The organism is Actinomadura nitritigenes, from assembly GCF_017573545.1.
In the GTDB taxonomy this organism is placed as follows: domain Bacteria; phylum Actinomycetota; class Actinomycetes; order Streptosporangiales; family Streptosporangiaceae; genus Spirillospora; species Spirillospora nitritigenes.
Genome location: NZ_JAGEOK010000037.1, coordinates 19,461 through 46,405, shown reverse-complemented (window position 1 = coordinate 46,405; position 26,945 = coordinate 19,461). Strand labels below are relative to the sequence as shown.

At 70.4% G+C, this 26,945-nt stretch carries 21 protein-coding genes and 2 pseudogenes; 16 read left to right on the top strand and 7 right to left on the bottom strand.

The annotated features are described in order from the left end of the window. Positions 1-394 precede the first annotated feature (394 nt). Positions 395-3,769, top strand: coding sequence for a DUF4132 domain-containing protein (locus J4557_RS40510; RefSeq protein WP_208272135.1), 3,375 nt, complete (start codon positions 395-397; stop codon positions 3,767-3,769). A gap of 134 nt (positions 3,770-3,903) precedes the next feature. Here the strand turns inward: J4557_RS40510 and J4557_RS40505 are convergent, their stop codons facing one another. Continuing rightward, a complete protein-coding gene (locus J4557_RS40505; protein WP_208272134.1) occupies positions 3,904-4,524 on the bottom strand; it encodes a TetR family transcriptional regulator in 621 nt (206 codons plus the stop codon). Between J4557_RS40505 and J4557_RS51945 the strand changes: the two are divergent. The 4 genes and pseudogenes from J4557_RS51945 to J4557_RS40490 all read left to right on the top strand — a co-directional run. Continuing rightward, a pseudogene (locus J4557_RS51945) lies at positions 4,523-4,852 on the top strand (NAD(P)H-binding protein); the annotation flags it as partial. The gene J4557_RS40505 and the pseudogene J4557_RS51945 sit on opposite strands and share 2 nt — an antisense overlap. Before the next feature lie 37 nt (positions 4,853-4,889). Beyond that, on the top strand, positions 4,890-5,582 hold the full coding sequence (locus J4557_RS40500) for a Rossmann-fold NAD(P)-binding domain-containing protein (protein WP_243777138.1): 693 nt from the start codon (positions 4,890-4,892) through the stop codon (positions 5,580-5,582). Between the two features lie 50 nt (positions 5,583-5,632). Then, complete coding sequence (locus tag J4557_RS40495; RefSeq protein WP_208272133.1) at positions 5,633-6,625, top strand: alpha/beta hydrolase; 993 nt, start codon at positions 5,633-5,635, stop codon at positions 6,623-6,625. A gap of 208 nt (positions 6,626-6,833) precedes the next feature. Further along, positions 6,834-7,157: pseudogene (locus J4557_RS40490) on the top strand (hypothetical protein); the annotation flags it as partial. Here J4557_RS40490 and J4557_RS40485 read toward each other — a convergent pair. After that, a complete protein-coding gene (locus tag J4557_RS40485) occupies positions 7,158-8,285 on the bottom strand; it encodes a helix-turn-helix transcriptional regulator (protein ID WP_208272132.1) in 1,128 nt (375 codons plus the stop codon). It abuts the pseudogene before it with no gap. Between the two features lie 62 nt (positions 8,286-8,347). Between J4557_RS40485 and J4557_RS40480 the strand changes: the two genes are divergently transcribed. Beyond that, positions 8,348-9,499, top strand: a complete 1,152-nt coding sequence (locus J4557_RS40480; RefSeq protein ID WP_208272131.1) for an epoxide hydrolase family protein — start codon at positions 8,348-8,350, stop codon at positions 9,497-9,499. Positions 9,500-9,693: 194 nt separating this feature from the next. Here J4557_RS40480 and J4557_RS40475 read toward each other — a convergent pair whose 3' ends face one another. Continuing rightward, positions 9,694-10,119 (bottom strand): nucleoside deaminase, encoded by a 426-nt coding sequence (locus J4557_RS40475; RefSeq protein WP_208272130.1) that lies wholly within the window; start codon positions 10,117-10,119, stop codon positions 9,694-9,696. Continuing rightward, positions 10,116-10,955, bottom strand: a complete 840-nt coding sequence (locus tag J4557_RS40470) for an LLM class flavin-dependent oxidoreductase (protein WP_208272129.1) — start codon at positions 10,953-10,955, stop codon at positions 10,116-10,118. The genes J4557_RS40475 and J4557_RS40470 overlap by 4 nt, the downstream gene beginning before the upstream one ends. 93 nt (positions 10,956-11,048) lie before the next feature. Here J4557_RS40470 and J4557_RS40465 point away from each other — a divergent pair, with 93 nt between their 5' ends. Beyond that, positions 11,049-11,507, top strand: coding sequence for an Lrp/AsnC family transcriptional regulator (locus J4557_RS40465; protein WP_208272128.1), 459 nt, complete (start codon positions 11,049-11,051; stop codon positions 11,505-11,507). Positions 11,508-12,430: 923 nt separating this feature from the next. Here the strand turns inward: J4557_RS40465 and J4557_RS40460 are convergent. Continuing rightward, positions 12,431-13,117 (bottom strand): TetR/AcrR family transcriptional regulator, encoded by a 687-nt coding sequence (locus J4557_RS40460; RefSeq protein WP_208272127.1) that lies wholly within the window; start codon positions 13,115-13,117, stop codon positions 12,431-12,433. 184 nt (positions 13,118-13,301) lie between these two features. On the opposite strand from J4557_RS40460, the gene J4557_RS40455 reads away from it, so the two are divergent. From J4557_RS40455 to J4557_RS40415, 9 genes are all read left to right on the top strand, one after another. Next, positions 13,302-14,858: a bifunctional 3-(3-hydroxy-phenyl)propionate/3-hydroxycinnamic acid hydroxylase gene (locus tag J4557_RS40455; protein ID WP_208272126.1), complete on the top strand. Its 1,557-nt coding sequence runs from the start codon at positions 13,302-13,304 to the stop codon at positions 14,856-14,858. 25 nt (positions 14,859-14,883) lie between these two features. Continuing rightward, positions 14,884-15,825 carry a VOC family protein gene (locus tag J4557_RS40450; RefSeq protein WP_208272125.1) on the top strand — a complete coding sequence of 314 codons (942 nt, stop codon included), beginning with the start codon at positions 14,884-14,886 and terminating at the stop codon, positions 15,823-15,825. Continuing rightward, positions 15,825-16,676 carry an alpha/beta fold hydrolase gene (locus J4557_RS40445; RefSeq protein WP_208272124.1) on the top strand — a complete coding sequence of 284 codons (852 nt, stop codon included), beginning with the start codon at positions 15,825-15,827 and terminating at the stop codon, positions 16,674-16,676. Before J4557_RS40450 ends, J4557_RS40445 begins: the two co-directional genes overlap by 1 nt. A gap of 103 nt (positions 16,677-16,779) precedes the next feature. Beyond that, positions 16,780-17,661: a VOC family protein gene (locus J4557_RS40440; protein ID WP_208272123.1), complete on the top strand. Its 882-nt coding sequence runs from the start codon at positions 16,780-16,782 to the stop codon at positions 17,659-17,661. A 124-nt stretch (positions 17,662-17,785) separates the two neighbouring features. Beyond that, on the top strand, positions 17,786-18,772 hold the full coding sequence (locus J4557_RS40435; RefSeq protein ID WP_208272122.1) for a dihydrodipicolinate synthase family protein: 987 nt from the start codon (positions 17,786-17,788) through the stop codon (positions 18,770-18,772). A gap of 11 nt (positions 18,773-18,783) precedes the next feature. Beyond that, on the top strand, positions 18,784-20,301 hold the full coding sequence (locus J4557_RS40430) for an aldehyde dehydrogenase family protein (RefSeq protein ID WP_208272121.1): 1,518 nt from the start codon (positions 18,784-18,786) through the stop codon (positions 20,299-20,301). An 11-nt stretch (positions 20,302-20,312) separates the two neighbouring features. After that, positions 20,313-20,597, top strand: a complete 285-nt coding sequence (locus J4557_RS40425) for a Dabb family protein (RefSeq protein WP_171069082.1) — start codon at positions 20,313-20,315, stop codon at positions 20,595-20,597. 49 nt (positions 20,598-20,646) lie between these two features. After that, positions 20,647-21,393, top strand: a complete 747-nt coding sequence (locus J4557_RS40420; protein ID WP_208272120.1) for a class II aldolase/adducin family protein — start codon at positions 20,647-20,649, stop codon at positions 21,391-21,393. Positions 21,394-21,400: 7 nt separating this feature from the next. After that, positions 21,401-23,284 carry an FAD-dependent monooxygenase gene (locus J4557_RS40415; protein ID WP_208272119.1) on the top strand — a complete coding sequence of 628 codons (1,884 nt, stop codon included), beginning with the start codon at positions 21,401-21,403 and terminating at the stop codon, positions 23,282-23,284. Positions 23,285-23,490: 206 nt separating this feature from the next. On the opposite strand, the gene J4557_RS40410 is transcribed toward J4557_RS40415, so the two are convergent. Together J4557_RS40410 and J4557_RS40405 are read right to left on the bottom strand one after the other, a co-directional pair. Continuing rightward, entirely contained in the window at positions 23,491-24,750 is a 1,260-nt protein-coding gene (locus tag J4557_RS40410) for an outer membrane protein assembly factor BamB family protein (RefSeq protein ID WP_208272118.1), read from the bottom strand. A gap of 186 nt (positions 24,751-24,936) precedes the next feature. After that, positions 24,937-25,887, bottom strand: coding sequence for an AraC-like ligand-binding domain-containing protein (locus tag J4557_RS40405; RefSeq protein WP_307800492.1), 951 nt, complete (start codon positions 25,885-25,887; stop codon positions 24,937-24,939). Between the last annotated feature and the right edge of the window lie 1,058 nt (positions 25,888-26,945).

Genomic DNA, 26,945 nt, shown 5'->3' with positions numbered 1-26,945 from the left:
TTGGAGAGCACCACGTGGTAGCCGCACCGGATCGCCGCTATCGAGAGCCGGGTGCCACCTCGCCGGCGCCGGACGATGCCGATGGTCGCCATCACCAGCCGGCGAGCCGAAGCGGTCGATGACGCCACCCCATCGGCTCGTGCGCGGCGACGTCAGTCGCGGCCTTCGCCGCCGACCGAACGCCTCATGCCGGGAGGCAGAGTGCACGGGCGGCACGGCGGCGGGGAAGTCGCGGTAGAGGAACCGGTTCGCCGGGGCCGGCAGTGGCACACGATGATCATCTCAGAGGTCGTCATGGGAGATGCTGTGCGAGCGGGCGAGGGTGCTGGTTCCAGGACGCCTGTCAGGGGTGGCCTCTACGCTAGCCTCCCGTATCCCCCAACGGCGAGGAGCCATGGCGACCCACCTGAGCATCGCATCGGACGAGAGCACCCTGGAGTTCCCGGATTCGTGGCGGCGCTCGCTGTATCCGCGACGCGGTGGGCGGCCGGGTCCCCGGATCAAGATCGACCGCTCCGCGAGCGCGGACCTACGGGAGCGGTTCGACCAGATGGAGGCGTCGAAGCCGCTCGCCGAGCGGGCCGGTGTCAGCGCGGAGATGGCGGAGGCGGCGCGCGACCACGTCTCCGGTGGTGCGACCCTCCGCGGGGCGGCCGTGGTCGCCGCTCTGCTGACCGAGTCCACGGGCGGCTATCAGCTCGGGGACCCGATCGCCAAGCCGCTGGCGGACGCATGGGTGGGCGAGCACGGGCTGGTCTTCGCCGCCTGCGCGTTCGCCGAGCTCGGCGGGCTTCGCTGGGGCGACCACGGGATCTGCGCCGTCGAGGACAGCATGGAAGGCCGCAGCCGCACGGTCGGTTCGACCAAGCTGACGCGCACCGGTGCGCGGCTGCGCGGCCTCCTGGCCGCCGCTTCGGACGAGGAGTACCGGGAGGCGGTGGACCGTCTGGCGGAGCATCGCCGTACACCGGCGCAGCGGGTGGCGGTCTCCTTTCTGGTACCCGACCGGCACGACTGGGTGGAGGAGTGCTTGGCGGCACCGCCGGACCTGGGCAGCGACCCGGGTACCTGGAGGATGCTGCTCGCGTCGCTGGGGTCGCCGCGGCACGTCGATCTGGCCGTGGGGCTGCTTCAGGGCAGCCGATGGCTGCTGTGGAGCTGGAACCGGGAACTCCTGATCACCATGCTGGACGGGGTGGGGGAGGCCGGCGCGCCGCTGCTCCTCCAGGCGCTCGACCTCGACCCGAGCGTGGACATCGTCCGCAAGAGCGTCCCGGAGATGCTGTCGGTTCTGCCGAGCGACGCGGCGTTCCAGGGCCTGATGGACCGTGCCGACCTGGCGGACCACACCGGCCGCAAGATCGTGCGGCCTGCACTTCTCGACGCGATGCGGCGCTTCCCCGTCCGGGCGCTGCGGCTGCTGGCACCGGCCGCGTCCGGTTCGCCGCAGCTCGCCGCGCTGCTCGCCGAGCACGTCCAGGCCAACCGGGACCTGGTGGCCGTGGCGCTGCCCGGCCTGGCACCCGAGGCGCGCGCGATCATCAGCCCGCTGCTCGACGGCGGCGACGCGCTGCCGGACGCCCCGCCGGACGCGCTGCCGCCGCTCCTGGTCGACCCGCCGTGGACGCGTCCCGCCAAGCCGGTCGTGGTGGCAAGGCTCACCCCGCCCGGGCCCGTGATGCGCTGGGCGCCCGGCGAGCGGGACCGCTGGGCGCGGCCCGAGCGGCGGGACGGCAAGCCGGAAGGGATGAGCTGGGACGAGCTCGCCGACGATGCGGTCGCCAAGGGGTACGTCCCGTACAACGCGCTGCCGAGCATGATCATCCATTGCTCCGAGGACAGGGCCCGGTCGCTGCCGCCCTTGCGGGAACCCCAGGGAGCCATCGCGATGAACTGTGCACGGCAGGTGGCGGCGCGGTTCGAGATCGAGGGACTGCCCGGCGCGATGGCGGCGACCAAGGACGATCCGGCCGCGCACGCCGATGTGCTGATGCCGTTCCTGGATGCCGGCGTGGCCCGGCTGATGGCCGAATACCTGCACCAGCAGAGCAAGGGCCACCGCAAGGGCCACCGGGAGGCCGCGCTGGCCTGGTTCGACCGGCATGGCCTGGACGCGGTGCCGCTGCTGGTCCCGGACGCGGTGGGCCGTCCCGGCGTGCGGCGGCGGCACGCCGAGGGCGCGCTGCGGCTGCTGGCCCGCGAGCATCCGGCCGAGGAACTCGTCGAGGCGGCGGCGCGGGCACACGGCGATGAGGCCGCCGGGGCCGTCAAGGCGCTGGTGGCGGACGAGCTGGCGGTGGTGGACGAGCTGGAGCGCCTGCCGGCCCGGATGCCGTCCGTCGGCACGTGGGCGGATCCGCGCCTGCTGCCGCAGATCCGGTTGCGCGGCAGGGATGACGCGCTCCCGGCCGGCGCCGTCCCGCACGTGCTGACGATGCTGGCCATGTCCGAGCCCGACGAGGTGTACGCGGGCATAGGGGTCGTCCGGGAGCTGTGCGACCCCGAGTCGCTCGCCGAGTTCGGGTGGGCGCTGTTCCAGCTGTGGGAGCAGAGCGGGGCGCCGTCCAAGGACGGCTGGGCGCTGACGCAGCTGGGCCTGCTCGGCGACGACGAGACCGTCCGCAGGCTCACCCCGCTGATCCGAGCCTGGCCGGGGCAGAGCGCTCACCACAAGGCCGTGGCGGGGCTGGAGATCCTGGCGGCGATCGGCACGGACGTGGCGCTGATGCACCTGCACGGCATCTCGCAGCGGGTGAAGTTCACCGCCCTCAAGAAGCGCGCCCAGGAGAAGATCGAGAAGGTCGCCGACGGGCTGGGGCTGACCTCCGATCAGCTCGCCGACCGGCTGGTCCCCGACTTCGGCCTGGACGCGGGGGGCGGGCTCGTCCTGGACTACGGGCGGCGCCGCTTCCACGTCGGGTTCGACGAGAACCTGCGGCCGTTCGTGCGGGACGAGGACGGCGCCGTCCGCAAGGCCCTGCCCAAACCGGGCGCCAAGGACGACCCCGAGCTGGCGCCCGCCGGCTACAAGCGGTTCGCCGCCCTGAAGAAGGACGTGCGGACGGTGGCCGCCGACCAGATCCACCGCCTGGAGAAGTCGATGCTCACCCGGCGCCGCTGGCCGGTCGGTGAGTTCCGGCGGCTGTTCGTCGAGCATCCCCTGGTCGGCCACCTCGTGCGGCGGCTGGTGTGGACCGCCGAGGACGGCGTGGCGGAGGGCGGCGGCAAGGCGACCGCGTTCCGCGTCGCCGAGGACGGCACGTTCGCCGACGCCGCCGACGACGTGCTGACGGTGCCGGAGTCGGCGGTGGTCGGCATCCCGCACCCCGTGGAGCTGGGCGGCGGGTCGCTGGAGGCGTGGTCGGCACTGTTCTCCGAATACGAGATCCTGCAGCCGTTCCCGCAACTGGACCGCAAGGTGTACACCCTGACCGACGCCGAGCGCGCCGCGTCCCGGCTGGAGCGTTTCCAGAAGCAGAGCGGCGACGTGCGCAAGCTGGAGCGGCACGGCTGGCGGCGTACCGCCCCCATGGACGCGGGACTCCAGCACGCCCTCTACCGGGTGGTCCCCGGCGGCCGCTCCATCAACATCAGCCTCAACCCCTCGATGTCCATCGAGGAGTCCGAGGCGTACCTGGCGGAGATCTGGCTGGACGAGCACGGCCCTAATGACTCCGGGCCGAGGCCGGTCGCCGAACATCCCTTCGGCGACCTCGACCCGGTCACGGCATCGGAGGTGCTCGCCGAACTGACCGCCGCAACGTCCTGACCGATCGCGACGTGCGGGCCCGCCTCCAGGGACGTTGAGCAGTCGGGCCGCAGGTCAGCGCGTCGAGTGCCGCCGACGGCGGTGGGCCGGGCTGCGGCACCCCGCGGGCCCCGCGCTCAGGGTGCCCACCGCATTCATGCCGCACCCTCCTGGACTTTGGAGTCCACGTCGTCGCTCGCGGCGACATGTTCGGCGGGTGAGGTCAGGCGCCTGGCGGTGTGCAGGGTTTCCTGGAGGTGCTGGGCGAGGGGGCGCCGGTCGGGGTCGTTGACCCAGCGTTCGTAGGCGACCTTGAACGTGGCGATCCCGATTTCCGCGGCGAGTGCCGCGGTGGTCGTCTCCAGACCGCGTTCGCGCAGCGCGTGGGCGAGCGTGGAGGCGAGTACGGCGAGTTTGGCCAGTTCGCGTTCCTGGAGTTCGGGGTTGGCGGCGATGACGGACTGGCGTTGCCGTACCAGGTCTCCGCGTTCCTCGAAGACGGGAGCGGCTTCGGTCAAGGCGTGGGCGATCACCTCCAGCGGCGGGAGCGGGAGGGGAGCGGCGGCTGCGGCGTCCGCGAGGACGTCGGCGATCGGGTTGCCGGCCGGGAAGAGGACTTCCCGTTTGTCGGCGAAGTGCCGGTAGAAGGTCCGTTCGGTGACCCCGGCGCGGGTGGCGATCTCCGCGACGGTGGTGGCGTCGAAGCCCTGGTGGTTGTAGAGCTCCAGCGCCGCCTTCTCCAGGCGGCCTCGTGCGTCGGGTTTCCATCGGCCCATGCTGCCGATCCTACCCGCGATGACAGAACCTGACGTCATGGTGATGACAGAGACTGACATGGGCGCTATGGTGATGACACGAACTGACATCAGGCTTCCCGCCCCGTGGGGAGCCTCCAGCAGGAAGGCGCACACCATGCGCGTATTCGTCACCGGAGCCTCCGGGCACGTCGGCTCCGCCGTCGTTCCCGAACTTCTCGACGCGGGACACCAGGTCATCGGCCTGGCCCGCTCGGACAAGTCCGCCGCCGCGTTGACGGCCGCCGGTGCCGAGGTGCACCGAGGCGACCTCGACGATCTGGAGGGCCTCGCCGCGGCCGCCGCCGCGGCCGACGGTGTCGTCCACCTGGCCTTCAACCGACGCCATGTTCGCCGGCGACTTCGGCAGCGCGGTCGCGGCCGATCTGCGCGCCGTCGAGGCGCTCGGGGACGCGCTCGCCGGCACCGGCAAGCCTCTGGTGGCCACATCGGGAACCATGCTGCTCGCCTTCGCGGGGCTGGAAGACGCCGCCACCGAAGCCGACGCGCTCGACGCGGGGCCGCGCATCGACGCCGAGAACGCGGTCGTCGCACTCGCCCGGCGAGGCGTCCGCTCGTCCGTCGTCCGGCTTCCTCCGACCGTGCACAGCACGCTCGACCACAACGGCTTCATCCCGACCCTGATCTCCCTCGCCCGGTCCAAGGGCGTCGCGGCCTACGTCGGCGACGGGGCCAACCGCTGGCCCGCGGTGCACACGCTCGACGCGGCACGCCTGTACCGGCTGGCGCTGGAGTCCGCGCCGGCCGGATCACGGCTGCACGCCGTCGACGACGAAGGCGTCCCCTTCCGGGAGATCACCGAGGCCATCGGCCACCGGCTGAACCTGCCCGTGGCCGGCATCGCGCCGGCCGAGGCCGACGCCCATTTCGGTTTCCTCAGCGGCCACGCCGCGGCCGACAACCCGTCCTCGAGCACGCTGACCCGGGAGCTGCTCGGCTGGAAGCCCGTCCAGCCCGGCCTGCTCGACGACCTCGGCCAAGGCCACTACTTTCACGAACCGGCGACCACCACGAGCTGAGCCCCCTCCCGTGTCCCTGACGCGGCCCCCGTCTCCAGTAAGGAAGAACCATGCCCCGCTCCGGTCCCGCGATCGACGGCGAACTGGCCGCAGCCCTCGAGGCCATGCCGATCGGCCCCAACGGCGTCTTCGACCTGACCGACGTCCCCGCCACACGCCGGGCCGTCCGCGCGCTCGCCGAGACCATCGCCGCCACCATCCCCAATGAGCCCACCGTCACCACCGACGAGATCCAGGTGCCGCGCGCCGACGCCCCCGACGTCCCGCTCCTCCTGCTGCGTCCGCAGAACGCGCCCGAACCGCTGCCGGTCCTCGTGTGGTTCCACGGCGGCGGGCAGGTGCTCGGTTTCGCAGCCCAGGACGCACCCTGGCTCAAGCAGTTGTCCGCGGCGCTCGGCTGCGCCGTCGTCGCCGTCGACTACCGCCTGGCCCCGGAGACCCCCGCGCCGGGCGCCGCCGAGGACGGGTACACCGCCTACCGGTGGATCGGCGACAACGCCGCCGATCTCGGCCTCGACCCCACCCGGATCGGCCTGGCCGGCCAGAGCGGCGGCGGAGGCATCGCCGCCGCGACCGCGCTTCTGATCCGTGACCGCGGCGCCGTGACCCCCCTGTTCCAGCTGCTGCAGTACCCGATGCTCGACGACCGCAACACGACCGACTCGAGCCGGGGGATCACCGGCATCGGCATCTGGGACCGGGCGACCAACCTCCTGGCCTGGCAGGCGATCCTCGGCGACCGCGCCGGCACCGAGGACGTCACGCCCTACGACGCCGCCGCCCGGGCGAGTGACCTCGCCGGCCTGCCCCCGACCTTCATCGGCGTCGGTGAGCTCGACGTCTTCCGCGACGAGAGCCTCGACTACGCCGCGCGCCTGCGCGCCCACGGCGTCGACGTCGAGCTGCACCTCTACCCCGGCGCCTACCACGCCTTCGACCTGTTCGCCCCGCGGTCCCGGCTCGCGGAGAGCTTCCGCCACACCTGGAACAACTACCTCGCCCGGCACCTCACGAAGGCCGGGGCAACGGCGACTGCTTCGTGACACGCAGGTCGGACGGCGTGCCGCCGGTCCGGAATCCCACCGGCGCCTGCGAGCCGATCGCCACACCCCGCTCGGCTCGCGGGCGCCTCGTAAATGAAGGCAACCCCCATGCGCATTGGAGTCCCTTGCGAGCCCGCAGGGGAGACGCGCGGCGCCGCGACCCCGGCGACCGTCGAGCAGCTGACACGCCTCGGGGACGGGGGCCGGGACGCTCGCCGCCTTCGCCGATGAGTCGTACGTGCAGGCCGGGGCGCGGATCGGCACGGGCGAGGAGGCGTGGAGCGCCGACATCGTCTTCCGGGTCAACGGCCCGTCACCGGGCGAGCTGGGCAAGCCGAAGGACGGCGCCGCACTGGTCTCCACCCTCGCGCCGGCCCTCGACCCCGACCTGGTCGACGCACTCGCGGCCCGGCCGATCACGGTGCTGGCGATGGACGCGGTGCCGCGCATCAGCCGCGCCCAGTCCCGTGCTCTCGTCCATGGCCGACATCGCCGGCCACCGCGCGGTGGCCGAGGCGGCTCTATCCGTTGATCACGCCCGTGACGACGGGTCTTCGCCGGATGGATCGCAGGTCGTTGAGTTCAGCCGGGGTCCGGATGGGCTGGCATTCGGCATCTGGAGGTCGTTGTCGGCGGGCTTGGCGTGGCCCTTGCCCATCCGGCTGATCGCGCGCAGGTAGCGTTCGCCCAGGACCGCGAGATGGTCGATGAGCCCGGGCGGGCCCGTGACCTCGAAGTCGAGTCCGAGCATGCCGATGTAGACCGCGATGGTCTCCAGGCTGTCGGCTCCCGTCACCAGGACGCACCGCTCGTCGCTGACCGACTCGACGACGCCGACGGTGGCGTTGATGCGCGACAGCACTTCCTGCGCGGAGGCGAACACGGTGATCCGGGCGTGCACCTTCCAGCCCGTCGAGGCGACGTCGCGTAGGACGAAGCCGGTGTAGTCGAGTCCGGGCAGCGGGGTCGGGGTGAACACGTGGCGGGTGGGCATGCGGGGGGTGATCCAGTCGACCCGGAACGCCGCCCAGGCGCCGGTCCGCGGATCACGGCCGACCAGGTACCAGCGGCGCGCCCAACTGACGAGCCGGTAGGGCTCCACGAGCTTGGGCCCGGACGTCGCCGCCGTGCCCGAGGGCAGTTCGCCCGGCCGGTCGTCGGGCCCTGGGTTGTACTCGAAGCGGAACCGTTCGCGGTCGCGGACGGCCTCCGCGATCTGGGCCAGGACCGCCGCGTCGACCTCGGGGTCCTCGACGTTGGACCCGGTGTTGTGCGGCCCCTGCGAGGTGGACTGGTGGATCGCCGCCACCTGGCGGCGCAGCCGGTGCGGCAGCACCTGCTCCAGCTTGGCCAGGGCACGGGCGCTGCTGTCCTGGATGCCGCTGATGCCGGTCGCGGCGCGCAACCCGATCGCGATGGCGACGGCCTCCTCGTCGTCCAGCAGCAGCGGCGGCAGCTTCGCTCCGGCGCCGAGCCGGTAGGAGCCGATCGTGCCGCGGGTGGCGTCCACGGGATAGCCGAGCTCACGCAGCCGCGCGATGTCGGTACGGATGGTGCGGCCGCTCACGCCGAGGCGTTCGGCCAGTTCAGAGCCCGGCCAGGACGGTCGCGACTGCAGCAGCGAGAGCAGGGCGAGCAGTCTCGCCGAAGTTTCCAGCATGATCTGCATGATGCCGCACCATTAGGAAGCAGATCTTCCTATATGGGTCCTACCGTGAGGGCATGACGACGACGAAGACCGCTTCCACCGAGATCCGCCCCTTCCGCGTAGAGATCCCGCAAGCCGAACTCGACGACCTCGCCCTGCGGCTGGCCAACACCCGGCTGCCCCGTCCCGCCGCCGTCGACAACTGGGACCTCGGCACGCCCAACGGCTACCTCCGCGAGACCGTCGACTACTGGCGCGACGGCTTCGACTGGCGGGAGCAGGAGGCGCGGATGAACGAGTTCCCTCACTACCTCACCGACATCGACGGCCAGACCGTCCACTTCGTCCACGTGCCCTCCGCTGAGCCGGACGCCACCCCCCTGCTGCTCGTCCACACCTACCCCGGCTCGTTCGTGGACTTCCTCGACATGATCGGCCCGCTCACCGACCCCGTCGCGCACGGCGGACGGGCCGAGGACGCGTTCTCCGTGGTCGTCCCCTCGATCCCCGGTTTCGGCTTCAGCACCCCGCTGTCCGGCGGGGACTGGACGATGGCGCGGGCCGCCCGCACCTTCGACGCCCTCATGCGCCGGCTCGGCTACGAGAGCTACGGCTCGCACGGCAGCGACGGCGGCGCCATGGTCTCCAGGGAGCTCGGGCTGCTCGACCCGCCCGGATATCTCGGCATGCACGTGCTGCAGCTGTTCTCCTTCCCCTCGGGCGACCCGGAGGAGTTCGCCGGCTTCGGGCCCAAGGAGTACGCGGCGCTGGAGCACATGCAGTGGTTCCAGTCGGTCGGCGGCTACAACGCGATCAACGCCTCCCGGCCGCAGACCGTCGCGGTCGGCATCGCGGACTCGCCGGTCGGCCAGCTGGCCTGGAGCGAGCTGTTCAACTCCTTCGGCAACGGCACGAGCCTGGTGACCCGCGACCAGATCCTCACTCAGGTCACCCTGTACTGGCTCACCAACACCCAGGCCACGGCGGGCCGCTACCACTACGCCGAGGCGCACTCCGGCGCCGAACCGGCCGTCAACACCGCGCCGACCGGCGTCGCGGTCTTCGCCGACGATTTCCAGACCATCCGCTCGCTCGCCGAGCGCGACAACACCAACATCGTGCACTGGAGCGAGTTCCCCACCGGCGGCCACTTCGCCTCGCTGGAGGTCCCCGACGCGGTGACCGCCGACCTGCGCGCCTTCTTCGCGGCACTGCGAAAGGACTGAGCCGCCCTGCTGGACGCCATGGTCGCCCACCCGGTCGCGGTCCGCCTCGGCGCCGCGCAGGACGAGCCGTTCACCGCGCCGGGTGCGAACTGGCAGGAGCGGCTGTGATGAACACGAAGTCGATTGTGCGGCCCAGATCGAAGGCCCGCATGTCGCCCCGCGTCCATTCCACCGCCACGCCATCCAGGGCTGTGTCAGGTGTAGTAGCCGTCGATCGGGACTCGGGCCTCGTCGAAGAGGGCGGGCCCATCCTGGGAGACGCGGGGAAATCCGCCCTTCGGGTTGAGCTCGGCGTGCTGCTCGGCGGAGAGGGCGTAAACGACCCGGCCCAGGCCCGAGCGGTCGATCGCGCCGGTGCACATGCCGCAGGGCTGGCAGCTGGTGAACATCGTGATGGTCGCGGCGGTGGCCGGATCGAGCTCGCGAGCCGCCCAGCGGGCCAACTTCATCTCGGGGTGGGCGCTGATGTCCCGGTCGGCGCGCACCGTGTTGTGCTCCTCGATGAGGATGGCGCCATCGGGACCTGCCAGCAGCGATCCGTAGGGGGCGTGACCGGCGGCGCGGGACTCGGCGGCGAGGTCGATGGCCCTGCGCAGCAGGCGTTCGTCGTCGGGTGTCATGGGTGCTCCTTCTGGTGGGCGGCCACGGTGGCGAGGGCCTGCCACGCGGTCTCGGGGCGGTAGGTCTCGTCCGGGTCGCCAAGGTAAGGGTCGAGCAGGACGCTCTCGGCGCCCAGCCGGCGCAGATGTTCCAGGTCGGCCATCACCTGGTCGATCGTCCCCTCGCCCGCGCGGCGTTCGGTGAGGGGCTCGGCGGTGAGACGCAGCACGATGCGGGGAGCCAGGGCGGGGGTCGGGCGGCCTTCGGCTGCGGCGGTCGTCCTGAGCCGTTCCACCGCCTCGTCGAGCCAGGACATGGTGAAGCGGAGCGGGTGCCAGGCGTCGCCGAGGAGCACGGCGCGGCGGAGCGCGGCGTCGCTGCTGCCGCCCACCCAGAGGGGGATCTGGCCGCTCCGGTAGTCGTCGGCGTCGTTCCAGGCGGACCTGAGGACCTGGAGGTACTCGTCGGTGAGGCTGCCGCGGCGTTCGAAGGGGACGCCGAGCGCCTCGAACTCCTGCCGCGCCCAGCCGACGCCTACGCCGAGGACCAGCCGTCCGCCGCTGAGCCGGTCGAGGTTGGCGGCCATGCGGGCGACCAGCAGCGGATGCCGGTACGGCACGACCAGCACCGTCGTCCCCAGCCGTACCCGGTGAGTGACGCCCGCGAGCCACGACAGCGTGGTGAAGGGCTCGTAGAAGGGGGCCGGGTACTGCTCGGCGACATCGGGCGTGACCGCAACGTGGTCGGAGACCATCAGCAGGTCGAAGCCGAGCCCCTCAACGGTCTGAGCCCAGCCGCGCAGCCTCTCCGGATCAGTGCCGGGCCCGAAGTTCGGAACGTTGACTCCAAGTTTCACGGGGTCAGGCTATCCAGCGGATCGGGCCTATCTGAAGGGAGCCAGCCCTGCGTAGCTGGGGTCTGGCCGTGGATCTGACGGTATTTTGGCCCGGTGACCGAGAATCTCGACGCGACCGACTGGGCGATCCTCACCGAGCTGCAGCGCGACGGCCGGATCTCCCTCACCGAGCTGGGAAAGCGGGTCAGCCTCAGCGCGTCGGCCACCACCGAGCGGGTCAGGCGGATGGAGTCGGCAGGCGTCATCACCGGCTACCACGCCCGCGTCGACATGGCCAAGGCCGGGCTGCCGGTGTTGGCCGTCGTACGCCTGAAATACCCAGGTAACCGGCACACCCCGCTGCACCACCTCCTCCAGGAGCGCGAGGAGATCCTCGAATGCCTGCGGACCACCGGCGAGGACTGCTACGTGCTGAAGATCGCCGCGACCTCCATGGGGCACCTCGAGGAGGTCGTGGACGAGCTGCTGGAACTCGGCAGCACCACCACCAACCTCGTCTACAGCGAGCCGCTCCCTTATCGCGGCCTGCCGGCCCATCCGGTCGAGCCGTGAAAATGCCGGGGGCCCCGTCCCGGACATCGAACGCCGAGCGGTGGACCCTCGCCCGGGCCGCGGCTGGGCTCGAGCCGGGGCGTGAAGCCAGGAGCACGACGATGACCGATGGCGTCACCCGGCGCACGAGCCGCAGCCGAGCGAACATCGGGCTAGCGCACGGACATATCCGACGTGAATCCCGGCTTGGTCCGAGATCTCCTGCAGCGCGGTGCCCGGCGGTGTCCATGAGTTCGCCTGCACCCACAGCTCGCGGGCGCGGTGTGCGGCGTCGAAGCCGGCGGCCAGTGCCGCCACGAGCGGCGACGGTGCCGGGTCGCGAGGGCGGGACGTTCGCCGAGGCGATGATGCGGCGGATGAATCCCGTCCCGGCCAGCCCGCCACCGCCGCGGTGCCGTGCGCCTGGGCCGCGGCACGGATCTCATCCAGCGTCGGCGCCCCGCCCTGCAGGTAGAGCCGGTGTAGCAGCTGCTTCAATTCCCGCAGCGGCCCCGGCTACGCGCCAGCCATGCAGAGCCGCGAGCTGGAATCGATCTGGTTTGTGCCGGTGAAGCCCTTGGCGAGTTCGTTGGCCGGGTACTGCGCCTCGAGGCTCGTCTGGCCTGAGACATTGGTGCGGGCCGGTGGACGGCTGGACCCGACGCTGAAACCGACCGCAGGCCCAAGACGAGCGGCGTCAATGTCGGGTGCAATGCCCGCAGCGCCTGGCGCATCGAGGAAGGCGCTGAGGCAGTGCCAGGCGTCGGGGTCGTGCAGCGTCCGATTCGACGATGTCGACCAGGCGGTCGGCGCCCGCGCCGCGGCGGCCGACCCCGAGGGGTGGCGCGGTCCGGTCCGCTACCTCGAGGAATCGATGAACACGCAGGTGGGCGACTGCGGCCTGCGGGGTCGTTCGGGCCGTGTTGTCGAGTTCCAAGCCTTGGTCACTTGTATGTCGGCGCCGCTGGAGTCGGCGCAGCGGACCGCAGCCTCGCCGCGAGCCGCTCTCCCATCAGTGCGATGGTCTCGGCCAACAGTTCCATGTCATCGGCCATCGAGCGGCCCTCGTCAGCCTGAACCGCGAGGAACGTGCCGTCGATCCCGGCCATGCCGATGTACTCGAGTCTGTCGGCGACCGCACCGGCGATCTCCGGGCCCTCCTCGTGGAAGGACTCCCGGATCATGTGATTCATGTGGCGCCTGCCCTCGCGGCGCACCTTGTCGATCGTCTCCTTCACCTCGGCCTCGGCGTCGGCCTCGTCGTTGTCCTCGCTGAGGATCAGGAACATGTGCAGGCGGAGGAACTCCTCCCGTTCGGTCAGCACTCCGGCCGCCCGGCCGAGGAACCAGCTCAGCCGTTCCTGGGGGGTGCCGCCGACGGGCGGGTCGGCGTGCGCGGCGCTCATGGCCCTGAAGAAGTCGTTCATGCCGCGCTCCATCACCGCCGAGAGCAGGCCGCCCTTGGTGTGGAAGTGGTGGAAGATCACACTCTTCGCCAGCCCGATCTCGCTGCTGACGACGGAGAGCGGTGTGGCTGCGTAGCCCCGCTTCCCCATGATGCGTGAGGCCGCTTCAAGGATGTCCTCGCGTGAGCGCTTCCCCCGCCGGTTGCTGACCCGCTGCCTCTCCACCCCTGAAGCATACGGCGGCGGAACACGTCGCCTGGCAGGGCGGACAAGCCACATACGGGCCCGCTTGCCAAGGGAATTCTGCAAACCAGAAACTCCGATCCGGAGGTTGACCGAAACCTTCTGCGGACGTGACACTCCTCACCAAGAAATCGACCGCTCGGTCGAACTCTTGGAGGAGCACCGCATGCCTGAACACTTCGACGCCGACGTCGCGATCATCGGTTACGGTCCGACCGGCCTGGTCGGCGCACTGTCGTTCGCCACCAAGGGAGCGTCCGTGATCGCCTTCGAGCGGGACCACGACGTCTACGCCCGCGCCCGAGCCGTCACGATCAACGACTGGACGATGCGGATCTTCCAGGACCTCGGCATCGACGAGCGGATCGAGAAGGTCATCGAGCCGCAGGACCAGCTGCGCTGGAAGACCTACGACGGCCAGGAGATCCTCCGTGCCAAGCAACCGCCGTCGGCGCTCGGAACGCGCAACACCAAGCCGCGCTTCTTCAGCATCTACCAGCCGACGATGGAGGCCGAGCTGCGCCGCTGCGCGGAGGAGGCCGGCGGCATCGAGGTCCGCTACGGCGCCGAGGTGATCGGCGTCGAACAGGACGACACCGGCGTCACGGTCACCGCTCGTGATGGCGCGACCGGCGCGGAGACCACCACCCGGGCCCGTTACGCGCTCGCCGCGGACGGCGGCTCCAGCCTGACCCGGAAACTGCTGGGCATTCCGATGCTGGGCGACACCGACCCGCAGCTGTGGATCGTGATCGACTGCCGCGTCAAGCGCTGGTGGCCGGACCGCGACCTCCTCACCTTCTGGAGCGACAAGGAGCGGCCGGTCGTCGACATCGCGCTGTCCGCGGGCAACCACCGCTGGGAGATCCCGCTGAGGCCTGGCGAGACCGAGGCCGACTTCCAGACCCCGGAGCAGGTCTGGCCGCTGCTCGCCGCGATGGGGATGACGCCCGACGACGTGGAGATCCACCAGCACGCGTTCTACCGCCACCACGTCCGCGCGGCCGAGACCTGGCGCCTGGACCGGGTCTTCCTGGCCGGCGACGCCGCCCACCTGATGCCGCCGTGGGCCGGCGCAGGGATGCAGTCCGGCATGCGCGACGCCCACAACCTCGCCTGGAAGCTCACCCGGGTCCTGCGCGGGGAGATGGACGTGGCGATGCTCGACACCTACGAGGCCGAACGCCGCCCCAACGTCGAGTTCTTCACGCAGATCGCCGTCCAGTTCGGCCGCGTGATCAAGCAGCAGGTCTCACCCGAGGAACTCGAGGCGATGAACGCGGTGCCGGAGAACACCGTGACGCCCTACGAGGAACCGATGATGGCGCCGCCCGTCCTCGACGCCGGGGGCTGGCTGCGCGGCGAGGTGGAGGACGCCTCCATCGTCGGACGGATGATCCCGCAGCCGGTGGTCGGCGACACGGTGGGCCTGATGAGGCGGCTCGACGAGCTCCTCGGTGACGGCTTCGTCCTCCTGGGCGCCGACACCGACCCCCGGACGCTGCTCAGCGCCGAGGAGAAGGCGGAGTGGGACGCGCTGGGCGCCCGCTACCTCACCATCCGGCCGAAGACCGCCTACACCCAGGGGCCCGACGAGCTGGTCGATCTCGAAGAGGTGCTTCTCGGCTGGTTCGCCCGCTACGGCGTCCAGGCGATCGCCCTGCGACCGGACAAGTTCGTCGCCGCGTCCGACAAGGCCGGGCTCGCGGTTCCGGCGTTCTGACCCCCACACCCGAGAGAAGGAACAGATGTCTGGAGTCAAGGAGCTCGCGTACGTCGTGTTCGAGGTCAGCGACCTCGCCGACTGGGAGCACTTCGCCGCGGGCCTGCTGGGAATGCAGGTCGGCCACAAGGACGCCGGCTCGATCAGCTTCCGCACCGACGAGAAGGCGTATCGCTGGCTCTGCACCGAGGGTCCGGCTGACGACCTGGCCGCCACCGGCTACGTGGTGGAGAGCGGCAGCTCGCTCGACCGGATCGTGGAGAAACTCCGCGGCGCCGGCGTCGAGGTCACCGAGGGCGGCTCCGCCCTCGCCGCCGCCCGACAGGTCGACCGCATCGTGATCACCGCCGACCCCATCGGCAACCGGCTCGAGCTGGTCACCGGCTTCGCCGACGCCGAGACTCCTTTCCAATCGGACGCCCTGCTCGGCAAGTTCGTCACCGGTTCCGGCGGCGCGGGCCACGAGGTGCTGGTGTCCAAGGGCGTCAGCCGCGAGGAGTACCTCGCCTTCTACATGGACATCCTCGGCTTCAGGATCAGCGACTTCATCGTCGAAGAGGTCGCTCCCGGGATCGTCGCCGACGTCGTCTTCCTGCACTGCAACCCGCGCCACCACTCCGTGGCCTTCGGCAACATGCCGCACCCGAAGAAGATGCACCACTTCATGGTCGAGGTCGGCGACATCCGCGACGTGGGCATGGCCTACGACCGGTGCATGGACGCCAAGCAGCCGTTCGAGATGACGCTCGGGATGCATCCGAACGACCGCATGTTCAGCTTCTACGTCCGTACCCCCTCCGGCTTCTCCGTCGAGTACGGCTGGGGCGGGCTGCTCATCGACGACGAGACCTGGCAGGTCGAGACCCTCGGCAAGCTCAGCAGCTGGGGCCACCGTCCGCCGGAGATGGTTCACGGCCTGCTCGGCCAAGCCCCCTTCACCAACATGCCCCCGGAAGGTGCCCGCTGATGGCTCTCACCGAAGCGGACGTCGCCAAGGACGTCCGGACCAAGAGCTGGAACATCCACTACAACGAGGCCGGCCCGGCCGACGGCCACCCCGTCCTCCTGCTCCATGGCGGCGGTCCCGGCGCCACCGGCTGGAGCAACTACAACCCGAACATCGAGCCCATCGCCGCGGCCGGCTTCCGGGTGATCGCCCCCGACCTCCCGGGCTGGGGCCAGTCCGACGAGGCCGACTTCGCGACCTACGACCACGTCGAGGTGATCTGCGAGCTCCTCGACGCGCTCGGCATCGACAAGGCAGCCTTCGTCGGCAACTCGATGGGCGGCCATGCGTCGCTGCGGATGGCGATCGAGCGGCCCGAGCGCGTGTCCCACCTGATCACCATGGGCGCCCCGATCCAGATGAAGCCCATCCTTTTCGGTGCCGGCGGCGGCCCGACCGAGGGGCTCAAGGTCATGGCCAGGAGCTACGCCGACCACAGCCCCGAGCAGATGATGCGGCTGGTCGAGATCATGGTCTACGACAAGGAGCGGTTCGCCACCCCCGAGCTGTCCGAGCAGCGCTCGGCCGCCGTGGCCAAGCGCCCGGAGCATCTCGCGAACGTCGCCAAGCACGGGCCCAAGGCGCCGATCACGATCTGGGCCGACCCCCATCGGCTCCCGGAGATCTCGGCGCCGGCGCTGCTGATCCACGGCCGCGACGACCGGGTCGTCTCCTTCGAGACCGCGCTCCTCCTGGCGGCCGGCATCCCCGACTCGCGGGCACACATCATCAACCGCTGCGGCCACTGGGCCCAGCTCGAGCACGCCGACGAGTTCAACCGGCTCGTGGCCGACTTCGTCCGCAATCACTGACGTGGTCCAGAGGCGGCCCTCGAGTCCCCGGGGCCGCCTGTGAAGGAAGGTCTCCCGGCCCCCGCCGTGCGCCTTTCCGCAGAGCCAGAACCGGAGGCTTCCCATGGTCCGTGTGCAAACCCTCAACAACATCGCCCTAGCGGTGCCCGACCTCGACCGGACGGAGGACTTCTACGTCGATCGCTGGGGCTTGGCCCTCGTCAATGGCGACGGCGACTCCCGGCGCCGGTACTTCCGCACGCTGACGTCCGCGCACCACGGCCTCTCCCTCGAACAGGCGCCCGCCGGGGCAGAACGAGGCGAACTCGTGCACATCTCCTTCGACGTCGCGACCCGTGCCGACCTCGACGGGGCCGTCGAGGCGGCCGTGGCCGCGGGCGGCCAGGTGGAGCGTGAGCCCGGGGAGGCCGTCGGACCCGGCCACCAGGCCGGTGCGGCCGTCCGCGACCCGGACGGCAACGTGGTGCAGTTGCTGTACGGGGCGGAGTTCACCGAGGAGAGCCACCGGGCGCGGATCGTCGCGCCCCGCAAGCTCGGGCACGTAGTCCTCAACTCCCCTCAGCGAGCAGTGCTGGAGCGCTTCTACGCGGCGCTCGGGCTGAAGGTGAGTGACCGGACCGCGCGCGGCATGTCGTTCATGCGCTGCAACCGCGATCACCACAGCCTCGCCGTCTGCGACTCCGAGCGCACCGGCGTTCAGCACATCGCGTTCGACGTCGTCGAGATGGACAGCGTCATGACGGCCCTCGGCGCGCTCACCCGCGAGGGAACGGCCTGCGTGTGGGGTCCCGGGCGTCACGGGCCCGGCCGCAACATCTTCACCTACTACGCCGACCCGGCAGGGGTGTTCATCGAGTACTACGCCGAACTCGAGCAGGTCGAGGAGGAGATGGAGGGCCCGCTGGAGGCGAGGTTCTGGGGCGAGGAGTGGAAGGGCGACACCTGGGGGTACGCCGGCCCGCCGCCACCGAACTTCACGAAGTGACCTGGTCGCTCTGTGAGCGACCGAAAGAACGAGTTCGAAGCACGCCGTAGGGCGTGTGAGAAGGAGTGTCGATGTTGACGAAGCAGCAGACGGCCCGTCCGGCCGCCGGGCAGGGAGCCCGACCGTGATCACCGCGGCGGAGATCAACGGCATGTACGGCATCATCCCGACCCCGGCGCTGCCCGGCGCCGAGCGGCTCGACGCCCGGAACACCGTCGATGTCGACGAGACGGCCCGGGTCGTCGACCGGCTCGTGCGCGACGGAGTCTCCGGGATCATCGCCCTGGGCACGACGGGCGAGTGCCCGGCCCTGAGCGAGGAGGACTTCGACGTCGTCGTCGACACGGTCGTCGAGGCGGTCGCCGGCCGGGTGCCCACGTTCGTGGGCGCGACCGGTGCGGGCGGCCACGGCACGGCCCGTCGGCTGCGGAAGGTGGCGGGCTCCGGCGCCACGGGCGCCCTCCTCGGCCTGCCCATGTGGCAGCCGCTGACCACCGAGATGGCGGTGGACTACTTCGCCCAGGCGAGCGAGGCGTTCCCCGATCTCGCGCTCATGGTCTACGCCAACGCCCGTGCCTTCCGCTACACGTTCCCCGTCGAGTTCTGGCAGGGGGTGTCCGCCGAGGCGCCCACCGTCACCTCGGCGAAGGTGTCCCGGGCGCCGCACCTGGACCGCATGCTGGAGGCCACGGGGGAGAAGGTGAACTTCGTCCCGAGCGACATGGTCGTGCACGACTTCGCCGCACGTGCGCCCAAAACCACCACCGCCTGTTGGGCCACCGCCGCGGGGATGGGACCCGAGCCCTCGATCGCCCTGATGGAGGCGCTGACGCGTGGCGACGCGGAGGCCGCCGGCAAGGCGGCGGCCGACATCGCGTGGGCCAACGAGCCGCTGGCGCACCTCTTCGCCGACCAGGAGGTCTTCGCCTCCTACAACACCCAGATCGAGAAGGCCCGGATCGCCGCCGCCGGCTACTGCCGGCCGGGCCCGGCCCGGTCCCCGTACCACCACCTGCCGGAGGAGTACGCCGCCGCGTCCGCCCAGTGCGCAGAGCGCTGGCGTGAGCTGCGCGCGCGGCTCACCGCGGCCGGGACGAACACCCAGAAGTGACGAGGAAGCCCATGTCATCCACTGCCACGACGCCCTACGCGGACGAGTACGCGCCGCACCGGGCGACGCTCGAGGCGATCCGCTCCCGCGACTGGGGTCTGCTCATCGGCAACGAGCTGCGTCCGGCCGCGAGCGGAGCGACCTTCACCACGTTCGACCCGGCCACCGAACTCCCCCCGGCGGAGGTCGCCGACGGCGGTGAGGCAGACGTCGAAGCCGCCGTACGGTCGGGCCGGCGCGGCTTCGAGAGCTGGCGCCGCTACTCGCCCCAGGGGCGGGCCTCGGCACTCCGCGAGCTCGCCGCGCACATCCGGGCCAATGCCGGCGAACTCGGCCTCCTCGACGCCCTCGACGGCGGCAGCTCGGTCACCGCGATGCGCAAGGACGCGCTGTGGGCGGCAGACCATCTCGAGATGTTCGCCGACTGGGCGCTGATGATCAAGGGGGAGACCTTCCCGGGCGCCGGGACCGGCCTCCACTACTCGCGGCCCGAGCCCTACGGGGTCGTCGGCCGGATCATCCCGTTCAACCACCCGATCTTCTTCGGGGCGGGAAAGCTGGGCGCGCCGCTGATGGCGGGCAACGCCGTCATCCTCAAGCCGCCGCCGCAGGCACCGCTGTCGGCGATTCGGCTCGGCGAGCTGATCGCGGAGGTGCTGCCTCCCGGCGTGGTCAACATCGTCAACGGCGCCGGCCCGGCCCCGGGCGTGGCGATCGCCGCCCACCCGGAGATCGAGCGGATCGCGTTCATCGGCAGCGAGCGCACCGGGCGGGACATCCAGCGGGTCGCCGCCGGGGTGGGCGTCAAGCACGTGAGCCTGGAGCTCGGCGGCAAGAACGCCATGGTGGTGCTGGAGGACGCCGACATCGAGGCGGCCGCCCAAGGCGCCGTGTTCGGCATGAACTTCACCGCCACCCAGGGCGAGTCCTGCGGATCGAACTCGCGGCTCCTGCTGCACCGGTCGATCGCCGACCGGGTGCTGGCGCGCGTCGTCGAGCTCGTCGAGCAGATCGAGGTCGGCGTGCCGGTCTCGGAGTCCACCCAGATGGGCGCACTCGTCTCCCGCGAGCACTTCGAGCGGGTCAGCCGCTACATCGCCATTGGCCGTGAGGAAGGAGCCGTCGTCGCCACCGGTGGTGGCCGCCCCGCTCACCTGCCCGAAGGCCTGTTCATCGCGCCCACCGTGTTCTCCGGCGTCACGCCCGCCATGACGATCGCCCAAGAGGAGATCTTCGGTCCGGTGCTCTCGGTGCTCACCTTCGACACCGACGACGAGGCGGTCGAGATCGCCAACGGCGTCCGCTACGGCCTGACCGCCGGCGTGTGGACCCAGGACGTCGACCGGGCGCACCGGTTCGCCGAGGATCTGCGGGCCGGATACGTGTGGATCAACGACTCCTCGCGTCACTTCCCCGGACTGCCCTTCGGCGGTGTCAAGGCCTCGGGCCTCGGCAAGGAGGAGAGCCTCGAGGAGATCCTCTCCTTCACACAGGCCAAGACGGTCAGCATCCCGCGCAGAGGTCGATGATGCTCCACCACGTGATCTCCCTGCGTTTCCACGAGGGCACCACGGACGAGCAGATCCAGCGGATGGCCGACGGCCTCCTGGCCCTGCGGAACCAGATCGGCACCATCCGGTCGATGCGGATGGGCAGGGACCTGCGGATCCGGCCGGACAACTTCGAGTTCTCCTCGCTGACCGAGTTCGACGACGAGGCCGGCTACCTCGAGTTCCGTGACCACCCTGCCCACCAGCAGGTGGTGCGCGAGCTCATCCAGCCCATCATGGCCGAGCGCGCCGGCGTGGTGTTCCTCAGCTCATGACCGCACAGCTCATGACCCCACGCAACGAACCACCCGGAGTACCGACCTCATGACCACGCTCACAGCGGCACAGGCAACGGACCTGGTCGCCGCGAACCGCATCCTTGTCCGCCAGGGCGTCCTCGACGCCTTCGGGCATGTCAGTGTGCGGACCGCCCCGCGCGCCGACACGTTCTGGCTGTCACGGAACCTGGCTCCGGGGTCGGTGACCGCGTCCGACCTGCTCGAGCACGATCTGGACGGGCGCACCGACGACCCGCGCCGCCCCTACCTGGAACGCTTCATCCACGCCGAGATCTACCGCCGCCGCCCGGACGTCATGGCGGTCGTGCACAGCCACTCGCCCTCGGTCGTGCCGTTCAGCGTCGTCGACACCGGATTGCGGCCGGTCCTCCACATGGCCGGGTTCCTCGGGGGACGGACGACACCGGTCTTCGAGATCAGCGACGTCGCCGGAGACGCCAGCGACCTGCTCATCACCTCGTCGTCGCTCGGTGCCGCGCTCGCCGGGACGCTCGGGGACGCACCCGTCGCGCTGATGCGCGGCCATGGCTCGGTCGCCGTCGGCGGTTCGCTGCAGGAGGCCGTCTACCGGGCGGTCTACACCGAGGCCAACGCGCATGCCCAGGCCACGGCGCTCGCTCTCGGACAGCCGCGGTACCTCTCGGCCGGCGAAGCGGCGGCGGCGAACGCGACCATCAGCGGCCAGGCCGCCCGAGCGTGGGACGTCTGGTGCGAGCAGGCGCGCCCTGACAACCCGGCGGAGGACCACGCGCCCGGCACCGGGCAGGAGTGAGACCGGCGTGCAGTTCCATCACTTCGGATACGTCTCGGGTGATCCCCGCGTTCAGCCTGCCGCCGGTGTCGGGCCGAACCGTCCCGACGGCCTCCCCGACGAGGTCGACGTTCTCATCGTGGGCACCGGACCGGCCGGAATGATCACTGCGGCCCAGCTCTCACAGTTCCCCCGGATCAGCACGCGTATCATCGAGCGCCGCGCGGGGCGCCTGCAGACCGGTCATGCCGACGGGCTCCAGGCGCGGAGTGTGGAGACCTTCCAAGCGTTCGGCTTCGCGGACCGGCTGGCCGCCGAGGCGCACCACGTCACCGAGTTCGCCTTCTGGCAGCCGGACCCGGACGATCCCACGCACATCGCCAGGGCCGGCCGGTCGCCCGACGACCCCAAAGGTCTGAGCGAGTTCCCGCACATCCTCGTCAACCAGGCGCGCGTACTCGACTACTTCGCCGAGTTCATGGCGAACTCGCCGACCAGGATGCGCCCGGACTTCGGCGTGGAGTACGTGAGCCACCAGGTCCTCCCCGGAACCGAGCACCCGGTGCTCGCCACCCTGACCCACTCCGTGGGAGAGACCGCCGGCGAGGAATTCCAGGTCCGTGCGAAGTACCTCGTCGGGGCCGACGGCGCGCACAGCAGGGTGCGCCAGACGATCGGCTGCCGGTTCGAGGGCCACAGCGCGAACCATGCATGGGGCGTTCTCGACATCCTGGCTGACACCGACTTCCCCGACATCCGACTGCTGTCGACCATCCAGTCGAGCAGCGGCGGCAACATGATGGTCATTCCCCGCGAAGGCGGGTTCCTGTTCCGCCTGTACGTCGACCTGGGTGAGGTCCCCGCCGACGACGCGGGAAAGGTGCGCGGTACGCCGGTGGAGGCCGTCATAGCGAAGGCCGCCGCGATCCTGCATCCGTACTTGCTGGACGTGAAGAAGGTGGCCTGGTTCAGCGTCTACGAGGTCGGACACCGGCTCGCCGATCAGTTCGACGACGTGCCGCCGACGGAGACCGGCGATCGTCTGCCGCACGTGTTCATCCTGGGCGACGCCTGCCACACGCACAGCGCCAAGGGCGGCCAGGGAATGAACGTCTCCCTGCAGGACGGATTCAACCTCGGTTGGAAGCTGGGCCACGTCCTGGACGGACGAGCGCCGGAGGCGCTGCTCACCACGTACGGCGCGGAACGCAAGGTCATCGCGAAGAACCTGATCGACTTCGACAAGGCGTGGTCGTCGATGATGGCCAAGAAGGCCGACGAGTTCGCCGACGCCGCGGAGTTGCCGGAGTACTTCAAGTCCACGGAGGAGTTCCGCACCGGATTCCGGACGGAATACGCCCCATCGATGATCGTCGGCCGCCCGATGCACCGTGACCTGGCCAAGGGCTTCCCGATCGGGCAGCGCTTCGCCTCCGCGAGGGTACGACGCGTGGCCGACACCAATCCCGTGCATCTGGGGCATCAAGCGACGGCCGACGGGCGCTGGAGGATCTACGTGTTCGCGGACGAGGCGGCACCCGGCGGTGACGGCTCCGCAGTCGCCGAGCTCGCGGAATGGCTCACCACGTCCTCCGACTCGCCGTTCACCGGGCTTCCGAAAGGCGTCAGTCCCCACGACTGGTTCGACCTTGAGGTCGTCTACCAGCAAGGCCACCACGCGATCGAACTCTCCCAGGTGCCCGAGGTCTTCAAGCCGAGGGTCGGTCCCTTCGCCCTGGCCGACCTCGAGCGGGTCCACGCCACGATGCCGGAGGACGACATCTTCGAAGCGCGCACGATCGACCGTGGTGGTGCCGTTGTCCTCGTGCGACCAGATCAGTATGTCGCGCATGTCATGCCTCTGGCGGCGACCGACGAACTGGCCGACTTCTTCGCGCGGCTGCACAGGTGAGCCCTTCACACCCCGCGCGGGAAACTCGCGGGAGAACCGAGGATCCGCGGCCTGCGCAACTGCCGCCATAAACGCGACGGCATCCACCACGCCACCCGCGGCATCGCCTTCATGCGCAACCTTGCGCAGGCCAACTGACCCAGCCCTGAAGCAGCAGATCACCGGCAGCACGCCAGCCGTGCTTCTCCACCATTACAAGACAGCTTTTAGCGGGCCGTTGGAAACACTCTCCACTCGCCCTCCGGGTCTGTGTCCAGCCCGCCGTATCCGCTCACCGCGCGGGGTGCGGCACCAGGGTTGACCTCGCGGTCCTTGCCTGAACGGGCGTCGAGGACGACCGGGCCGTTGGAGGTCTTGCCGTAGACCGCGCCGTGCCAGAACGCGGTGACCGCCGGTGAGAGGCGCCCGTGGGACGGCAGGCGCCACAAGGTGTCCAGCGTGCCGGCGTCCAACGCGACGAGGTCCAGACCGTCCTGTTGGCACAGGACGGTCCGGGCCCCGTCGAAGACGCAGTGCCAGGAGTGCTCCAGTTCCAGGTGTTTCCGCGGGGTCCCGGACTTGACGTCGTACAAGACCGTGGTGTTCTCGTCGAGGGCTCCTGTCGAGGAGTACAGCGAGTACAGGCCCGGCCCCGCCGAGTCGGCGTGGAAGAACGGTACCTCGTACTCCTTGGACGCCCACGCCTGCCGCTGGTCGGCGGCGCGCAGCCCGAGCATCCGGTAGTGGAGGAGGTCCCCGGCCTGCCCCGCGATCACGCCGCCGTCCAGCCCGAGTGCGCGGAAGCCGTACCGGACCCAGCGCACCTCGTGGGTCGCCGGGTCGGCCACCAGGGTGCCGCCGTCCCAGCTCAGCACCACGGTCGTCGGGTCCGCTCCGACCACCTTGACCGGGTTCCCCGCGGAGGACTCGCCGCGGGGCAGCGGCAGCGTGTCGTGGACGACGGTCCTGCCGCTTCCGAGGTCCACCCCGATCAGTTCGATCGCCGCGCCCGAAGGCGTGGTGCCCTGCCCGGGGATCTTCGTCATGGACGCTGCGAGGGCCGTCCGCCGGCCCTGAAGCGTGACAACCACGGCGCGCGTGGAATTCGACTGGCTCAGCGGTTCGTTGCTCGGTGCCGCCTGCCACGTCTGCCGGCCGGTGATGATGTCCACTCCGGTCAGCGCGCCCTCGACGACCGTCACGGCCGTGCGGCCGTCGATCACCACCGGAAGCGCGCCGTACTCGGTCGTGTAGCGGTCCGGCCTGGACTCGCGCGGAATCTCGACGACGTGGTTGGCGTCGAACCGGACGGGAGGGTCGGCGAAGACGGCAGCGGGAGACGCTGTGGCCTTCGGCCGTCCGGCGGGGGACTTGGCCGACCTGCCGCCGTTTCGCGTTTCACCATCGCCGCAGCCCGCGAGGACAAGGGCGAGGGAGGCCAGAATCGCCGCAGCGACCTTTGTTCTTTTATCTATATTGCTCATCATGTGGCCGTCTATACGGATTTGAGCGATAGATGAGTCATTCTCGCCATTCATCCTGTCCACGTTGAGTACGGGCGCCGCCGCGACCGCGCCTAGCGTCCCGGCGACTTCCCCAGTCTGCTGGGGCACTGCCCGGCTCGTCCTTTACGGTGCCTCCGGGATTCCTTGACACCGGGTCCCCGCGTCCGGCTACCGCGGTGGCGACGTCGCCTGGCGGTAGTCGCTGGGTGAGGTGCCGTAGGCGGCGCGGAAGGCGCGGGTGAAGGCCGAGTGGTGGGTGAAACCCCAGCGTGCGGCGAGTTCATGGACGAGAACGGTGCGCTGGGCGGGGTCGGCGAGATCCCGGCGGGCGCGCTCCAGCCGCTGCCGGCGGATCAGGGCGCCGACGGTGAGGTCCTCGTCCTCGAAGAGCCGGTAGAGATGGCTGGGGGAGATGTGGTGCGCTGCCGCGACGGTGCGCGGGGTCAGGTCGGGATTGTGCAGGTTCCTGCCGATGAAGGCGCGGATGCTCAGGACCAGTGCCCGCCGGGCAGCGTCCGGGGACAGTTCCCGGTCGGCCTCGGCGGTGTGGGCGAGCAGGGCCGAGACGAGGTCGGCCAGTACGGCGCCGAGCCGGGGTCCGTCGGTCGCCAGGTAGGCATCGGTGTCGCTGCACAGGCGGGTGAGGAAGCCGGCCAGCAACGCCCCGACCCCCTCCCGTCCCGAGAGCCTCCGGTCGACGGCCCGGTCGGCGCTCCGGCGCGGCAGCGCCAGCAGGTCCTTGGGCATCTCGACTCCCACGAACGCGACCGCCTGCGCGTTCCGTCCCACTCGGACCGTGCACGGCTGCGAGGAGTTCTGGCTGTGCAGGTCGTACGGGCGGTAGTCGGCGTCGCGGCGGCCCCAGGACGCCCCGACCGCCCCCTTGAGGATGAGCGTGAGGTTGTAGGTGTCGGGATCGGAGCGCCTGACCATCTTCGCGGTCCGGCGGGACACCAATGGTTGGACGGTCGCCGGCCACACGGTCACCTCGCCCAGTAGCAAGATGCGTTTGTGTGCGCGGAAGTCCGCAGCATGATCGCTCGTCAATTCGACCGGGGAGTGCGTGCGGCCGACCCATTCTCGCCAGCGCTCGAACCGATCTTCCGGAGGAAAGTCCACAGTCCGGAATACCGTCTCGATCAATGGTTTCTCCACGTTCCCGATCGAGGTCGACGATGAAACGGAATCATCTTCTCGGGCGCCAGTATATGCGCGGTGACCGGCAGGTCGGCCAGTCACCGGGCAAGATTCCACGTCCGGACGGCGGCCGCTCGGCTCTAGCCGAACTGGTAAAAGCGCGGGCCGGCCTCCGTTGCCTGGAGAGAGTCCTTGACCAAGGGCGACGTCTCGCACTGGTAGCGTGTCGGCCGGCGAAGAGGAACCAGCTCGACATCAGGCATGGCCGAGCAGCGCACCTGATGACCGAAGGCCTTGCTCTCCCAGTAGAAGCGGGCGGCCCCTGCACGAGTGATCACACGCTGGGTCGGCTCAGCGGTGTACTCGACCAGACCGGGCGTTATGCCCTGGCCCTTGATCAGGACGTTCCAGGGGACGTGGACACCTCGTAGGCACGGTGCACTTCACGGTGGCGGCCGGCTCGACCTGGAGATGCTTCTTGTTGCACGTCGCGCTCGTCTTTCCCATCGCATAGGCCATTTTGATGGTCTCGACTCGAAGGTCGTACTTCAGGTTCTCGACGAGCGAGGCATCCGTGCCGGGGGACGGTGAGAGCCTCACATCGCCGAGCGTGGGCGGCCCGGTCGGGGAGGGCACGATGTTGGGCAGCGAGGTGGCCGACGGCTTCGCGGCCGTGGTGCCGGATGCGGCGCATCCGCGTTCAGAGTCGAAGCGGCCCCCACCAGTACGAGGACGTAAATCCATTGCACGGGGCGGGACCATACCGACGAAACGCGGCTCGTGGAGGCGGCTTGCATCGGTGGTGCGGTGAGGGATACACCGAGATCCGCGAACTCGGGCAGGACGGTCAGAGACAGGTCGCGCCCTGACCGATCGGCGTCGGGCGTTGCGGGAGTTGGTGGCGGCTCGGTTAACACCTTCGTCTCTGCGTGAGCGTCCTCCTTCGATCATGCGGGTCCCAGTCCCGGACACCGTTGGCACGACATGCCACGTCCTCCATCGGATACCTCCCTGCTCCTCCTGCGTCGCCATTGATTGGT

Coding starts and splice junctions, on each gene's coding strand:
- J4557_RS40510 (WP_208272135.1), top strand. CDS start 395: ATGGCGACCCACCTGAGCATCGCATCGGACGAGAGCACCCTGGAGTTC.
- J4557_RS40505 (WP_208272134.1), bottom strand. CDS start 4,524: ATGGGCCGATGGAAACCCGACGCACGAGGCCGCCTGGAGAAGGCGGCG.
- J4557_RS40500 (WP_243777138.1), top strand. CDS start 4,890: ATGTTCGCCGGCGACTTCGGCAGCGCGGTCGCGGCCGATCTGCGCGCC.
- J4557_RS40495 (WP_208272133.1), top strand. CDS start 5,633: ATGCCCCGCTCCGGTCCCGCGATCGACGGCGAACTGGCCGCAGCCCTC.
- J4557_RS40485 (WP_208272132.1), bottom strand. CDS start 8,285: ATGCTGGAAACTTCGGCGAGACTGCTCGCCCTGCTCTCGCTGCTGCAG.
- J4557_RS40480 (WP_208272131.1), top strand. CDS start 8,348: ATGACGACGACGAAGACCGCTTCCACCGAGATCCGCCCCTTCCGCGTA.
- J4557_RS40475 (WP_208272130.1), bottom strand. CDS start 10,119: ATGACACCCGACGACGAACGCCTGCTGCGCAGGGCCATCGACCTCGCC.
- J4557_RS40455 (WP_208272126.1), top strand. CDS start 13,302: ATGCCTGAACACTTCGACGCCGACGTCGCGATCATCGGTTACGGTCCG.
- J4557_RS40450 (WP_208272125.1), top strand. CDS start 14,884: ATGTCTGGAGTCAAGGAGCTCGCGTACGTCGTGTTCGAGGTCAGCGAC.
- J4557_RS40445 (WP_208272124.1), top strand. CDS start 15,825: ATGGCTCTCACCGAAGCGGACGTCGCCAAGGACGTCCGGACCAAGAGC.
- J4557_RS40440 (WP_208272123.1), top strand. CDS start 16,780: ATGGTCCGTGTGCAAACCCTCAACAACATCGCCCTAGCGGTGCCCGAC.
- J4557_RS40430 (WP_208272121.1), top strand. CDS start 18,784: ATGTCATCCACTGCCACGACGCCCTACGCGGACGAGTACGCGCCGCAC.
- J4557_RS40420 (WP_208272120.1), top strand. CDS start 20,647: ATGACCACGCTCACAGCGGCACAGGCAACGGACCTGGTCGCCGCGAAC.
- J4557_RS40410 (WP_208272118.1), bottom strand. CDS start 24,750: ATGATGAGCAATATAGATAAAAGAACAAAGGTCGCTGCGGCGATTCTG.